The 13873-nt window shown below is 58.4% G+C and carries 11 protein-coding genes and 1 CRISPR repeat array; of the genes, 6 read left to right on the forward strand and 5 right to left on the reverse strand.

Annotated features, from left to right (window positions below; all coding sequences use genetic code 11):
• Positions 1–315: 315 nt before the first annotated feature.
• Both ubiT and DAQ1742_RS03255 read left to right on the forward strand, forming a co-directional pair.
• A complete protein-coding gene (ubiT, locus tag DAQ1742_RS03250) occupies positions 316–840 on the forward strand; it encodes a ubiquinone anaerobic biosynthesis accessory factor UbiT (protein ID WP_035339820.1) in 525 nt (174 codons plus the stop codon).
• On the forward strand, positions 834–1337 hold the full coding sequence (locus tag DAQ1742_RS03255) for a GNAT family N-acetyltransferase (RefSeq protein WP_035339822.1): 504 nt from the start codon (positions 834–836) through the stop codon (positions 1335–1337). The genes ubiT and DAQ1742_RS03255 overlap by 7 nt, the downstream gene beginning before the upstream one ends.
• On the opposite strand, the gene DAQ1742_RS03260 is transcribed toward DAQ1742_RS03255, so the two are convergent.
• On the reverse strand, positions 1324–1626 hold the full coding sequence (locus DAQ1742_RS03260; RefSeq protein ID WP_035339824.1) for a GIY-YIG nuclease family protein: 303 nt from the start codon (positions 1624–1626) through the stop codon (positions 1324–1326). The genes DAQ1742_RS03255 and DAQ1742_RS03260 overlap by 14 nt on opposite strands.
• Before the next feature lie 205 nt (positions 1627–1831).
• Positions 1832–3202: a CRISPR direct-repeat array (repeat unit 29 nt; unit sequence GTGTTCCCCGCGCCAGCGGGGATAAACCG).
• A gap of 189 nt (positions 3203–3391) precedes the next feature.
• Here DAQ1742_RS03260 and deoC point away from each other — a divergent pair.
• From deoC to deoD, 4 genes are all read left to right on the forward strand, one after another.
• The gene (deoC, locus tag DAQ1742_RS03265; protein ID WP_035339826.1) at positions 3392–4171 is read left to right on the forward strand and encodes a deoxyribose-phosphate aldolase; all 780 of its coding nucleotides are present in this window, start codon (positions 3392–3394) and stop codon (positions 4169–4171) included.
• A gap of 159 nt (positions 4172–4330) precedes the next feature.
• Positions 4331–5662: a thymidine phosphorylase gene (deoA, locus tag DAQ1742_RS03270; protein WP_035339828.1), complete on the forward strand. Its 1332-nt coding sequence runs from the start codon at positions 4331–4333 to the stop codon at positions 5660–5662.
• Between the two features lie 77 nt (positions 5663–5739).
• Positions 5740–6963, forward strand: coding sequence for a phosphopentomutase (gene deoB, locus DAQ1742_RS03275; protein ID WP_035339830.1), 1224 nt, complete (start codon positions 5740–5742; stop codon positions 6961–6963).
• Positions 6964–7033: 70 nt separating this feature from the next.
• Positions 7034–7759: a purine-nucleoside phosphorylase gene (gene deoD, locus DAQ1742_RS03280; protein ID WP_035339832.1), complete on the forward strand. Its 726-nt coding sequence runs from the start codon at positions 7034–7036 to the stop codon at positions 7757–7759.
• Between the two features lie 160 nt (positions 7760–7919).
• Here deoD and DAQ1742_RS03285 read toward each other — a convergent pair whose 3' ends face one another.
• The 4 genes from DAQ1742_RS03285 to DAQ1742_RS03300 form a co-directional block, all read right to left on the reverse strand.
• Positions 7920–9611: an ABC transporter ATP-binding protein/permease gene (locus tag DAQ1742_RS03285; protein ID WP_035339834.1), complete on the reverse strand. Its 1692-nt coding sequence runs from the start codon at positions 9609–9611 to the stop codon at positions 7920–7922.
• A 49-nt stretch (positions 9612–9660) separates the two neighbouring features.
• Positions 9661–12180 carry a TonB-dependent siderophore receptor gene (locus tag DAQ1742_RS03290; protein WP_083960973.1) on the reverse strand — a complete coding sequence of 840 codons (2520 nt, stop codon included), beginning with the start codon at positions 12178–12180 and terminating at the stop codon, positions 9661–9663.
• A 121-nt stretch (positions 12181–12301) separates the two neighbouring features.
• Positions 12302–13309, reverse strand: coding sequence for a FecR domain-containing protein (locus tag DAQ1742_RS03295; protein WP_051124004.1), 1008 nt, complete (start codon positions 13307–13309; stop codon positions 12302–12304).
• On the reverse strand, positions 13306–13845 hold the full coding sequence (locus DAQ1742_RS03300) for a sigma-70 family RNA polymerase sigma factor (protein ID WP_035339836.1): 540 nt from the start codon (positions 13843–13845) through the stop codon (positions 13306–13308). Before DAQ1742_RS03300 ends, DAQ1742_RS03295 begins: the two co-directional genes overlap by 4 nt.
• Positions 13846–13873 lie beyond the last annotated feature (28 nt).

The raw sequence follows: 13873 nt of genomic DNA on the forward strand, positions 1-13873 counted from the left end.
CATCCTTTCATGTCGGCCTGGCGCTGCGCGCCTGTTGGCAATAAAAACGGATCTTAGTGAAGCGAATCCCCGGTAACTTTGATTTAAACCAGCATAAAAGGGGATTACCGGTGGTTTCGGTTCGTGATTTGGCGCAGAACAGGCTAAATTTACCCCGTTGGGTAACGATTGTTGGTCTGCCGGGCGTGGTGCGGTGAGGCGGAATACACCGGTCTGGCGTTTTTTATGATGTAGACCTGTGCTGCCCGTTTCCTGTTATGTGGCAGAATGAGGGCCATATCGGTCAGGCAGTATCGCTTTATGAGGAGTAGGCCAGTGTTGGAAAAACTACGGGCACAGATTGTGCGTCAAGGGCCGCGCTTACTGAGTAAGCCATTAACATTAACGCCTTTTTTCCTGCAACGTCGGGTGATGGAGCAACTGCTGGACTGGCAGTTTCGCCAGGCACTGGAGGAAGGGGAACTGGATTTTCTGCAAGGACGCTGGTTGCGCGTTGAAGTGCGGGATATTGGTTTGCAGTGGTTTGTGACGCTGTGCAATAACCGTCTGGCTATCAGCCATAATGAGCTGGCGGATGTGAGCTTTAGCGCCGATGCCAACGACCTGATTCTGATAGCGGCCCGCCTCGAAGACCCGGACACGCTGTTTTTCCAGCGCCGTTTGCGTATTGAAGGTGACACCGAGCTGGGTCTGTATGTCAAAAATTTGATGGATGCGATTGAGCTTGAGAACATGCCGGCACCGCTGCGTACCGGCTTGCTGCAACTGGCCGGGTTTATTGCTGCCGGGTTACAGGAGGGTGCGCAGCCTGTCGGCGCGCACATGCCAGTATCATGCTGATTCGTGTAGAAATTCCGGTCGATGCCCCCGGCATTGATGCGCTGTTGCGGCGTACGTTTCCCACCAGTGCTGAGGCCGAACTGGTTCAGCAATTGCGCGAGGATGGCCAACTGACGCTGGGTATCGTCGCTACCGACGACGAAGGCGGCGTGATTGGGTATGCCGCGTTCAGCCCGGTGACGCTGGGCGGGGAAGACCTGCAATGGGTGGCACTGGCACCGATGGCGGTAGATGAGTCGCACCGCCGTCAGGGCATTGGTGAGCAACTGGTATATGAAGGGCTGGATGCACTCAATGAGTTCGGCTATACCGCGGTTGTCGTACTGGGTAATGCTCATTACTATGCGCGCTTCGGCTTTGTGCCTGCGGCCGCGCAACAGTTGCATTGCCGCTGGCTGGGGTGCGAGGCGGATTTTCAGGTCTATCCGCTGGCGGATAACCATTTTCAGGGAGCCAGTGGCCTGGTGGAATACGCCGAGCCGTTTAATCGCTTCTGAATAGCGGCGGAAAATCGTCAAGTGTGGCAGGCTGGTGTTGCACCAGCCTTTCTTTTTGCATTTTGCTCAATTGCTTGATGCGATATTCCCATTTTAGTGCCGTTGAGCGATCGCCCGCCACACAGTAATACACCAGCGTCAGCGGCCCCTTGCCGCGTAATGCCCGCGCCCCTTTTCCGGCCTGGTGCTGTGCCAGCCTGCGCGCCACATCGGTGGTGATACCGGTATAGAGCGCTCCGGCCTCGGTGCGGAGCAGATATAAGAACCATATGCTGTCGCTGCTGTTCACGTCATTTCCTTTTCGTGGTTTAGCGCCTATTTTACGGTGACAGGCCGATACAGGCTGCCTGTTTGACGCCATTTATCGGTGGCAGCCGGTGAGGTACATCACGGCCTTTATTTATCAATAAGTTAGTGTTCTTTAACAACATGAAAAAGTGGGTGGAATTTTTCAGGCTTTAAAAGTCATTAGAAAACAAGTATATACTTTTAGAGTGTTCCCCGCGCCAGCGGGGATAAACCGATAACTATTCGCCGTGATATGTGCAATATCGCGTGTTCCCCGCGCCAGCGGGGATAAACCGCGCCCTTCGGGTAACCAGAACTTAAAGTCGGCGTGTTCCCCGCGCCAGCGGGGGTAAACCGGCATGATTCGGATAAAGCTACAGATAGCAGAGGTGTTCCCCGCGCCAGCGGGGATAAACCGGTTGGCGGAGAGGAGCCGCACCCGCTTAGTGCGTGTTCCCCGCGCCAGCGGGGATAAACCGCGTGCCAGATGAACGCATCCCCTGATACCAGTGTGTTCCCCGCGCCAGCGGGGATAAACCGAGCCTCTTCCGCTGTGGCAAAACGAGAGGGTGGTGTTCCCCGCGCCAGCGGGGATAAACCGGTAAACCTCATGACTGACCTCTATTTAACAGCGTGTTCCCCGCGCCAGCGGGGATAAACCGTCATTTCGAACACTCTACCAAAGCTGATGGCGGTGTTCCCCGCGCCAGCGGGGATAAACCGGAGCGCCGCAAAACGTTGATATCAGCAGCTATGTGTTCCCCGCGCCAGCGGGGATAAACCGTGTACGAGGGTGTTGTAAGGCTGACGAAAGACGTGTTCCCCGCGCCAGCGGGGATAAACCGCGTTTGAAAAATGGATTTCTGAGAACAGCGAGGTGTTCCCCGCGCCAGCGGGGATAAACCGCACGGGCAATTCTCAATCCTGACATTCACGCCGTGTTCCCCGCGCCAGCGGGGATAAACCGGCACGGGTAAAAACTTCCGCGATGCTGACTATGTGTTCCCCGCGCCAGCGGGGATAAACCGGCTGACGAAAGACGGCCAACGCGTTCGTAACAGTGTTCCCCGCGCCAGCGGGGATAAACCGTCATATTTTTCCCAATCCCTGCGCGTGGCGCAGTGTTCCCCGCGCCAGCGGGGATAAACCGGCTGACGAAAGACGGCCAACGCGTTCGTAACAGTGTTCCCCGCGCCAGCGGGGATAAACCGTCATATTTTTCCCAATCCCTGCGCGTGGCGCAGTGTTCCCCGCGCCAGCGGGGATAAACCGCGGTTTCGGGCCTGACGGCTAGAGTCTGATGGGTGTTCCCCGCGCCAGCGGGGATAAACCGGTGGCGGGACTGCACACACGCACCCGAGTTTCGTGTTCCCCGCGCCAGCGGGGATAAACCGGGGTATGAGGATGTTACGGCCACAACTGAGGCGTGTTCCCCGCGCCAGCGGGGATAAACCGTTCAAAAATGGCGAGATGTACACCGCCGAATTGTGTTCCCCGCGCAAGCGGGGATAAACCGGCAGGTGTAATCGGTGCCCGGTTGGGGCTAAAGTGTTCCCCGCATCAGCGGGGATAAACCATCGACCGTGCTCGCCATATTACCTCTTTTTTGTGATAATATTCACAGTGATGATGTTTTATGTGTCTATTGTTTCTTTTTTATGTGAATAAAAACACAAAAAACAGCGGGCGATCGCGGTGAAATACCGTATCGCTTAAAAAAACCTATCGCGCCCAATGTCTCGGCGTGACCAAAAGCGGAGTGTTGTATGAGTGAACTGACCATAATGGCGCAGCGGGCGCTGGGGCTGATGGATTTAACCACCCTGAATGACGATGACACCGAAGAGAAGGTGATCGCACTGTGTCGTCAGGCCAATAGCCCGGCAGGTAAAACGGCGGCGATTTGTATCTACCCGCGTTTTATCCCGCTGGCGCGTAAAGTGCTGCGTGAGCAGGGGACGCCGGATGTTCGCATCGCCACCGTGACCAATTTTCCTCACGGCCGTGACGATATCGCTATCGCACTGGTGGAAACCAATGCCGCCATTGCCTATGGCGCGGATGAGGTGGATGTGGTGTTCCCGTATCGGGCGCTGATGGCGGGCAATCGGCAGGTTGGTTTTGACCTGGTGAAAGCCTGCAAAGCGGCCTGTGAGTCAGCCGGTGTGCTGCTGAAAGTGATTATTGAAACTGGCGAATTGCAAACCGATGCGCTGATCCGTGAAGCCAGCGAAATCGCGATTGATGCCGGGGCGGATTTTATCAAAACCTCCACAGGCAAGGTGGCGGTGAATGCCACGCTGCATTCGGCTGAAGTGATGCTGACGGTGCTGCGCGAAAAAGGCGTGGGCGAGCACGTTGGTTTTAAACCGGCCGGCGGCGTGCGCAGTGCGCAAGACGCGGCGGATTACCTGCAACTGGCTGATAGCATCATGGGCGAAGGCTGGGCGGATGCCCGCCACTTCCGCTTTGGCGCATCCGGTTTGCTTGCCAGCCTGCTCACGACGCTCGGCCATGCGACTTCGGGCGAGAAAAGCGGTTATTAACCGATACGCTATCAATCAATAAAATGAATCAAACACGCGATTGATGAATCGGCGGGGAGCAGGTCGTTCGGTAACTTATTTCGGATAACCTTGCGGTTTTGCACCGACAATACGCCTGCCTTTGCTGGCGTATGTTTTGCGTTATGCAGGAGAACAACAGTGTTTTTGACTCAGGAAATTATCCGTAAAAAACGGGATGGACATGCGCTCAGTGCTGAAGAAATCCGCTTTTTCATCAATGGGGTGCGTGATAATACCGTCTCTGAAGGGCAAATCGCCGCGCTGGCGATGACCATCTTTTTTCATGATATGAACATGGATGAGCGGGTGGCGCTGACGCTGGCGATGCGTGATTCTGGCACCGTGCTGGATTGGTCGGGGCTGAATCTCAACGGCCCGCTGGTGGATAAACACTCGACCGGCGGCGTGGGCGATGTCACCTCGCTGATGTTAGGCCCGATGGTGGCCGCCTGTGGCGGCTACGTGCCGATGATTTCTGGCCGGGGACTTGGCCACACCGGTGGCACGCTCGATAAGCTGGAGTCGATCCCGGGGCTCGATATTTTGCCCGATAATGAGCGCTTTCGCCGCATTATCCGTGATGTCGGTGTGGCGATTATCGGCCAGACGACCTCGCTGGCCCCTGCCGATAAGCGCTTTTATGCCACCCGTGACATTACCGCCACGGTGGACTCCATCCCGCTGATTACCGCCTCGATTTTAGCGAAAAAGCTGGCAGAAGGGCTGGATGCGCTGGTGATGGATGTCAAAGTCGGTTCCGGCGCGTTTATGCCGACCTATGAACAGTCTGAACAGTTAGCGCGCGCGATTGTTGGTGTGGCCAATAATGCCGGTTGCCGCACCAGCGCATTGCTGACCGATATGAATCAGGTGCTGGCCTCCAGCGCCGGTAATGCGCTGGAAGTGCGTGAAGCGGTGCGCTTTTTGACCGGCGAACAGCGTAATCCGCGCCTGCTTGAGGTGACGATGGCGTTATGTGAGTCGATGCTGCTGTCAGGCAAGCTGGCGCATGACCCTGCCGAAGCGCGCGCCAAATTGCAGGCGGTGCTGGACAATGGCCGCGCCGCCGAGGTGTTTGGCCGGATGGTGGCGGCCCAGCAAGGCCCGGTGGATTTCGTCGAGCATTACGATCGTTATCTGCAACCGGCCACGTTAAGCAAACCGGTATTTGCCGACCAGCAGGGCTTCGTCAGTGCGATGGATGCGCGTGCGCTGGGCATGGTGGTGGTGGCGCTGGGTGGTGGGCGACGTCAGGCCAGTGATATCATTGACAGCAGTGTCGGGTTGAGTGAGATGGTCAGCCTGGGCGACAGGGTTGATGCGGCCCGCCCGCTGGCGGTCATCCACGCTAAAACGGAGTCTGACTGGCAGCAGGCGGCAGAGGCGCTGCGCGCTGCGGTGCGGATTGACGAGGTGCCGCCCGCAACCTGTCCGCTGATTTACCGTCGGCTGGATATGGCTGACCTCTGATCCTCACGGCCCGACGTGACGAACATCTATACTGGATGGACATGCTGTGCCTTACGCACGATGCAGGAGATAACAAGATGAAACGTGCATTTATTATGGTGCTGGACTCGTTCGGTATCGGCAGTAGCGCAGATGCCGGGCAGTTTGGTGACGCAGGTTCAGATACGCTGGGCCATATCGCACATGCCTGCGCACAGGGCCAGGCCAATCGCGGGCGTCAGGGGCCGTTGCAGTTGCCGAACCTAAGCCGATTGGGGCTGGGCAAAGCGGCGCAAGGCTCCACCGGGCATTTCCCGCCGGGGCTGGATGAACAGGCGCAGATAATCGGTGGCTATGCTTATGCCAGCGAGCTCTCTTCTGGCAAAGATACGCCGTCCGGTCACTGGGAAATCGCCGGGGTGCCGGTGCTGTTCGACTGGGGCTATTTCCGTGATGAACACAATAGCTTCCCCGAGGCGCTGTTAGACCGGCTGGTTGAACGTGCCGGGCTGCCGGGTTATCTCGGCAATTGCCACTCGTCAGGGACGGTAATTCTTGACCAGCTTGGCGAGGAGCACATGAAAACCGGCAAGCCGATTTTCTATACCTCGGCGGATTCGGTATTCCAGATTGCCTGCCACGAAGAGACCTTCGGGCTGGATAAACTGTATGAACTGTGTGAAATCGCCCGTGAAGAGCTGACTGACGGCGGGTACAACATCGGGCGGGTGATAGCCCGGCCGTTTGTCGGTGAGAAAGCCGGTCAGTTCCAGCGCACCGGCAACCGTCACGATCTGGCGGTCGAGCCGCCTGCGCCGACGGTGCTGAAAAAACTGGTGGACGAGAAGGGCGGTCAGGTGGTGTCGGTGGGCAAAATTGCCGACATCTACGCCAACGTCGGCATCACCAAAAAAGTCAAAGCAACGGGTATCGACGCGTTGTTTGACGCCACGCTTGCCGAGATGGAGCAGGCCGGTGACAACACCATTGTGTTCACCAATTTTGTCGATTTCGACTCCTCTTACGGCCATCGCCGCGATGTGGCAGGGTACGCCGCCGCGCTGGAGCTGTTTGACCGCCGTCTGCCGGAGATGCTGGCGCGCGTGACGGAGGATGACATTCTGATTCTGACCGCCGACCACGGTTGTGACCCGAGCTGGCCGGGCACCGATCACACCCGCGAGCATGTGCCGGTGCTGATTTACGGCCCGAAGGTTGCACCGGGCGACTACGGCCACCGCACTACCTTTGCCGATATCGGCCAGACGGTTGCCCGCTATTTTGGCGTGTCGCCGATGGATTACGGCACCGCAATGCTGTGACAGCTACCGCTCACGGGCGCTATAATCTATCGTCATGATTTTGAATCGAATTCGATAAGGAAGAAAAGAGATGGCTACGCCACATATCAATGCAGAAATGGGTGACTTCGCGGACGTGGTACTGATGCCGGGCGACCCGCTGCGCGCCAAGTACATCGCGGAAACCTTTCTGGAAAACGCCGTTGAAGTGAATAACGTGCGCGGCATGCTGGGCTTCACCGGCACGTACAAAGGCCGCCGCATCTCGGTGATGGGCCACGGCATGGGCATTCCGTCCTGCTCTATCTACACCAAAGAGCTGATAACAGAATACGGCGTGAAGAAGATCATCCGCGTCGGCTCCTGCGGTGCGGTACGCGAAGACGTGAAACTGCGTGACGTGGTGATTGGCATGGGCGCGTGCACCGATTCCAAAGTCAACCGCATGCGCTTTAAAGATCACGACTTCTCCGCCATTGCCGATTTCGACCTGCTGCGCCACGCGGTGGACGCGGCCAAAGCACGCGGCATCAACGCCCGCGTCGGCAACCTGTTCTCCGCTGATTTGTTCTACACGCCTGACCCGCACATGTTCGACGTGATGGAAAAATACGGCATTCTGGGCGTGGAAATGGAAGCGGCCGGTATCTACGGCGTGGCGGCGGAATTCGGCGCGAAAGCGCTGGCCATCTGCACCGTGTCTGACCATATCCGTACCCACGAGCAGACCACCGCTGCCGAGCGCCAGACCACCTTTAACGAGATGATCGAAATCGCGCTGGAATCGGTGTTGCTGGGCGATAAAGCCGAGGCGTGATGCCCGATTGATACGAATGGTGCAAACAGGCCCGATTCACTCGGGCCTGTTTTTTTTCAGCCGAAAGGCGTGTTCTGACGTTTTATGCTGCGTTTTTCCCCCGTGTGCTTTCCCCCGGTGTTCCTCTTTAGTTGTGCTCTGGCGTACTGCGTGAGCCAGTCTACCCGGCCACTGCGGTTTCGTGCTGCGGGTCGGGTATGGCGTGCACCACGCTGTCAAACAGCGTAGAGAGAATGCGCTGGTGGGTAACGGCCAGCACTTGCGTCTCGGGCAGTTGCTGGCGCAGCATCAGCATCAACTGCCAGGCGCTGTCATCATCTAACTGGCTGGTGGCTTCATCAAGGCACAACAGTACCGGTGCCTGTAACAGAGCCCGCGCCAGTGCCAGCCGCTGCTGTTCCCCACCGGATAACCGCATCGACCAGGGGCATTGGTGGTCGAGCTCACCGCTAAGGTGGGCTAATTGCACCCGTTGCAGCGCAAGATGCAGCCGCGCATCATGCCGGATGTCCGGCTGGGGGTAGCTGAGAAGCTGGCGCAGGGTACCCGGTGGCAGGTAGGGCTTTTGTGGTAAAAACATCACCCGGCCGGCCGGGAAGAGGATCTCACCGGTATAAAACGGCCAGATCCCTGCCAGTGCGCGTAACAGGGTGGTTTTACCGCAGCCGCTAGCCCCGCGTAACTGGCACCAATGGCCGGGTGGCAGGTGCAGCGTAACCGGCTTCAGGAGCGCTCTGTCTTGTGGTGTGTGCAGGTGCAATCGATGGATGTGTAATGCATCCCCCCGGTGTAGTGGCCGGGAGCACTGGGGCAGCCCGGCCAGCCGCTGTTGCAACTCCCACAGGCGGCTGACGGTGGCCGACCAGCGCGCCAGCTCGTGGTAACTGTCAACAAACCAGCCAAAGGCATCCAGCACGTAGCCGAATGCCGTGCGCGCTTGCATGATGATGCCCAGCGAGATCTGCCCGGCCAGGTAAAGCGGCAGCAGGGCAAACACCGGTAAAATCAGGCTCAGGCGAAAATAGCTGGTGGTAAAGCTCTCCAGCCGGAATTCCCGGCCGATCAGTTGACTGGTGCGGTTAACAATGGCGCTGAAGTGGTGCTGCATACGTCGCTGCTCGGCCGGTTGCCCCTGATGAAAGGCGATTTGTTCGCTGTGGTCATGGGTGCGCAGCAAGGTGGCGCGGTATTCCGCTTCTGCCTGTTGCAGGCTGGCGTTAACGCGATGGAGCGGCGCGCCAAGCCCGTGGGTGATGGCGCTGCCAAGCGCTGCATAGCCGAGCGCTATCCACACCAGATAGCCCGGCACCGCGAGCTGTACACTGCCCAGTGCCAGCGTTTGCGTGCCGGAAATCTGCCAGAGGATCGCCAGAAATGAAAATAGCCGGGCGCTATTTTTTATCAACGATAACAGCAGCGTCAGGCTTTGTTCGGTGAGTAAACGAATGTCTTCTGCGATACGCTGGTCAGGGTTATCCGGCGCACCTTGTGGCGTCAGGTGGAGATGGTAGTGAGCGTGATGCTGCAACCAGCATTGCTCAACGTGCTGAGTCATCTGCCTGCGCCAGCACAGGATCAGCCATTTTTTCAGGCCATTGGCGCATACCACCACCACCACAAACAGCGCGGTATAACCCAGATAGCTGAACGCCAGTTCGCTGACGGCGGCATGGCGGAAGTTATCCGCCAGCGCGTCATAGAACAGTTTGCTCCAGTGCGCAAACTGCACGCTTATCCACACCACGGCGAGCGTCAACGCTATCTCCGCCAGCAGCAGTAGCCATAGCCCTGCGGCCTGGCGGCGTAACCACAGCGGTGCGGTTAGCCGGTAAAAATGCCGCAGGCTGGTCATGGCTCGCGCCCAGACCGATGACCGGTGCGGGTTGTCGGCACTTTCATGCTCAGAAGGTCCACTTGGCGGTCAACATCAGGTTGCGCGGGTCGCCATAAAAATTGTTGCCCCCGCGATGGCGGTTGGCGACGTTCACGTAGTAAACCTTATCTGTCAGGTTGTAGCCGGCCAGGTTAAAACTAAGGTTATCGTTATAGCGGTAGTTGAGGTTAGCGTTAAACAACGTGTAGCCCCCTTGTGTGATGCCGCGACTGGTGGTGGTGTCGGTTTGTGCCGTTAACCCAGCCCCAACGGTCCAGGCATTAAAACGCCCCGGTAATTGATAGCGGGTGTAGAGCTTGAACTGATGCTGAGGGGTGTTCAGGCTGTAGCGCTGGCCTTGAGCACTGTCGTCGGCGCTCAGGTATTTGCTGTTGGTAAGCGTATAACCGGCGGCGATTTGTAAGCCTGTGGCCAGTTTGCCTGCGGCTTCCAGCTCCAGCCCCTGGCTTTCCACCTCGCCATCAGCCCGGTAACACGCCAGTGCGCCCGGGCAGTTCACGTCTTCAAGCGGCCGGTTTTGCTGCACGATACGAAACAGCGCCGCCGAGGTGTTGAGCGCGCCGTCAAAAAATTCGCCTTTTATGCCAGTTTCGTAATTTTTCCCGGTGACAGCAGGCAGCAGGTTGCCATAGCGGTCAACGTTTCCCTGGGGTTTGTAGATGTCGGCATAGCTCAGATACCAGGTGTAATGCCCGGCGAAGTTCCACAGCAGGCCGCCGTAAGGGGTTAGCTGGTCACTGGCGCTAAAGTGCGTGTTGGTGGCGGAGCCACTGTTGATGTTGCGCAGGCTATTGTCGTAGCTGAAATGACTGTAACGGGCACCCATGATCAGTTTCCAGTCATCGGCCAATGTCAGACGGGTGGTGGTGAACAGACCTGTCTGCTCAAGGTCATAGGTGTAGTTGTTGCTGTATGTCGGCCAGGTCGGTTCCGCCAGTGCCGCGGGGTTCCAGTGATAGATGTTGACCACGCGCGTATCGGTGATGCGGCCAAACAGGTTATCAAAGTGCTCTTTTTGATAATCAACGCCAGCGACCAGCTCATGGCTGCGCCCGAGCCACTCAAATGGCCCGCTGGCACTCAGGTTATAACTCCACTGGGCACCCTGATTGTCGCGCTCAAGCAGGTTGTTCAGCCGCCCGGTGCCACTGCTGCCAACGCCGCTGGTGCCATTGCCGAAAATACCGGTAAAACGGCCCAGTGCGGTGGCGTGGGTGTAGTTCAGCGCACTTTTGAGCGTCCAGTCATTCTTGAAGTGGTGCTCTATTTCGGCAAAGGTGTTGATTTTCTCAAAGGTTATCTGGTTCCAGCTTGCCCCTAAAAAGGTATCGCGCGACAGGTTCAGGCTGCTGTAGTCGGTTGACATTGGCACACCGTAGAGATCCGGCACAGTGCGGGTTTTCTGCCAGTTGAGTCCGGTGGTGAGTGTGGTGTCAGGGGTGAGGTCATAGGCCAGCGTGCCGTACATCACATGGCGTTCGCTGTGAATGTCGTTGACGAAGCTGCCTTTTTTCTGGGTGACGCCGACAAAACGGCCGCGCAGGGAGCCGTCTTGACTGAGCGGGCCTGACACGTCAGCCTCCTGTCGGTAGTTATCCCAACTGCCTGCGCTGGTGCTAAATGTGCGGCGAACATCGCTGGTGGGTTTCTTGCGCACCAGATTGACCGTGCCGCCTGGCTCGCCGTTGCCTTGCAACAGCCCGGAGGCCCCGCGCAAAATCTCCAGCCGGTCATAGATGGCTAAATCGGGTGACTCGCTGGAGGACTCGGCCGAGCCCATGCCGGAGACACTACTTTGAAATGAGCTGCCTGCGCCATCTTCCTGCACGTTGTCCATCATAAAACCGCGTGACTGGAACCGGCTCTGATAAGAGCTTTCTTTCACCACGGTGACACCGGTGGAGGTGGTCATGGCGTCTTCCAGCGAGGTCATGCGCTGGTCGTCCATCTGCTGGCGGGTGACGACACTGACCGACTGCGGTGTTTCGCGCGGGCTCAGGGCCAGCCGGGTGGCGGTACTGAGCTGGCGGGTCGTGTAAGCGCCGGTGTCTTCCGTCGGGCCATTCAGGTTCAGGCGCTGGGTAACGTACATCTCATCACCGGTGAGGCTCACGCCGTGCTGTGTTGACAGCGCAGGCTGTTTTTTGAGTATGTAGCTGCCGTCAGGCTCGCGCATGGCAACTAATCCGCTGCCATTGAGCAGTTGGTGCAAGGCTTCGGTCGCATTGGCCTCACCGTGTCGTGCCGGGCCGCTGAGACCCTGTGTCAGGCTGGCATCGGCTACCAGATAAAACCCCATCTGGGCAGCCAACTGGTTTAGCTGACTGCCGAGCGACCCGGCCGTCACCGCGTACTGGTGTGGGCCGACCGGTGCTGCCGTCGCAGCGGCGCTGATGGCGTTACCGCAGGGCAGGAAGAGGCCCAGCAGGCTCAGGTGCAGTGTGAGTGCCAGTCGCGTGGGGGTGCCGCCGTGCTGGCGTGCGCTTGTCGGTGCCAAAGGTGCTGGCGCAGAAGTGATCGGTGTCATGGTGTGTGGTATCCCTGGATCAAAATCAATCAAGTACGTTCAATCAGGAATCGAACCAGGCCGGTAAAAGGGGAACTGCGGGCAGCGTTTTTTTTCGATTATCGGTGTTTTCGGCCTGTTTTCAGGCCGGTTCAACCGTAACCCACCAGTTGGCGCGACGCCGTATGCGTATCGGCAGTGCGCGGCCCAGCATCGCCAGTGCCTTATCGGTATCGGTCAGTGGAAAGGTGCCTACCACCCGCAGGGCGGCGATGTCAGGCGAACAGGCCAGATAGCCGCGGCGATAGCGCGCCAGCCGGGTGATGACCTGCGCAAGCGGGGTGTCGCTGGCATTGAGCAGGCCAAGCCGCCAGTCGGCATCCTCACTGAGCAGCGGGCTTGTCGTGCCGTTGCCTGCCGCGTCAAATTGCCACTGTATGCCAGCCCGAATCCGTTGTGCCTCATCGCGCTGTGACGGCGCAACGCTCACTTGCCCGGCATAGACGTTTAACTGGGTATGGCCCGCTAGCTGGCGTGCACTAAAGCGGCTGGCGGAGGCATTTTCCTCCGGCGTGCGGGTGTGTATTGTGCCTTCTCGCGTGGTCATGATGAGCGGGCGCTGCTTATCAAAGGCCGCCTCGACAAACACTGTACCTGCCAGTAAATGCAGTTGTCGCTGGGTTGCGCTATAGCGAACATCCAGTGCGGAGGCGGTATCCAGCCACAGGTGTGAGCCGTCGTTCAGGGTGAGCGCGCGGATTTCCCCGGTTTGGCTGCGATAATCAGCCCCCATCGCCAGTACAGGCTCCCGAAGCGAGGGCGATTGCCAGGCGAGCCACGACAGCAGTGAACCGCCCGCCAACGCAGCGCCAAGGCGCAAGGTTTGGCGGCGACTTAACGCCGGGGCCGGAGTCAACAGGGTTTGTGCCGCCAGCGGGGTCACATCACCCCGCAGCGGCTGAAAGCGCTGGCTGACAGTCTCTACGTAGTGCCATGCCTGTCGATGGGCCTCGCTTTGCGAAAGCCACAGCTGCCAGCGGGCGAGCTGCTCGCTGTCCGGTGGGGTGTCGAGCAGTCTGGCGTACCACTGTGCCGCCTGCTGCAACACGGCATAATCAGGCCGGTCTGTGGTGTTGATGGCTGTGCTCATGGCGGCGGGCTTTTGCTGTGCATCAGGTCAGTTTCCAGTAACAGGCAGTGCAGCATGGCTTGCGCCATGTACTTTTTCACCATTCTTTCACTCACGCTGAGCGTGATGGCTATCTGGGCATAGGTCTGCCCCTCTATCTGTGACAGGATAAACGCCGTGCGGACTTTTTCCGGTAACTGGCGCAGCATGGCATCCACCTGATAGAGCGTCTCCAGAATAATGGTGTGCTGCTCGGCGCTGACGGACACCTGCACGTCACTGGCACTGAGTGAGGCTAGCCAGGCTTGCTCCAGTGTGCGCCGTCGCCATAAATCGATGCACATGCCTTGTGCCATGACGCTCAGATAGGCTCGCGCCCCGGCGTGGCTGTCGAAATCACGCGGGCGAGTCAGTAACTGCACGAAAATATCATGCGCCAGATCGGCGGCGTCACACAGGTTGCCCAGCCGATGGCGCAGCAACCCTTGCAACCAGCCGTGGTGCTGCTGGTAAAGCTGCTGAACATCAGTGGGGCTGGCGGTCTTGACGGCAGACATAACGGGTTCCTGAACGCGGAAAGCGCAA

Source organism: Dickeya aquatica (assembly GCF_900095885.1).
GTDB lineage: Bacteria > Pseudomonadota > Gammaproteobacteria > Enterobacterales > Enterobacteriaceae > Dickeya > Dickeya aquatica.

Excerpts from the sequence above, each read along its gene's own strand:
- DAQ1742_RS03290 (WP_083960973.1), bottom strand. The coding sequence starts at position 12,180 with ATGACACCGATCACTTCTGCGCCAGCACCTTTGGCACCGACAAGCGCA.
- deoB (WP_035339830.1), top strand. The coding sequence starts at position 5,740 with ATGAAACGTGCATTTATTATGGTGCTGGACTCGTTCGGTATCGGCAGT.
- DAQ1742_RS03285 (WP_035339834.1), bottom strand. The coding sequence starts at position 9,611 with ATGACCAGCCTGCGGCATTTTTACCGGCTAACCGCACCGCTGTGGTTA.
- deoC (WP_035339826.1), top strand. The coding sequence starts at position 3,392 with ATGAGTGAACTGACCATAATGGCGCAGCGGGCGCTGGGGCTGATGGAT.
- DAQ1742_RS03295 (WP_051124004.1), bottom strand. The coding sequence starts at position 13,309 with ATGAGCACAGCCATCAACACCACAGACCGGCCTGATTATGCCGTGTTG.
- deoD (WP_035339832.1), top strand. The coding sequence starts at position 7,034 with ATGGCTACGCCACATATCAATGCAGAAATGGGTGACTTCGCGGACGTG.
- DAQ1742_RS03255 (WP_035339822.1), top strand. The coding sequence starts at position 834 with ATGCTGATTCGTGTAGAAATTCCGGTCGATGCCCCCGGCATTGATGCG.
- DAQ1742_RS03300 (WP_035339836.1), bottom strand. The coding sequence starts at position 13,845 with ATGTCTGCCGTCAAGACCGCCAGCCCCACTGATGTTCAGCAGCTTTAC.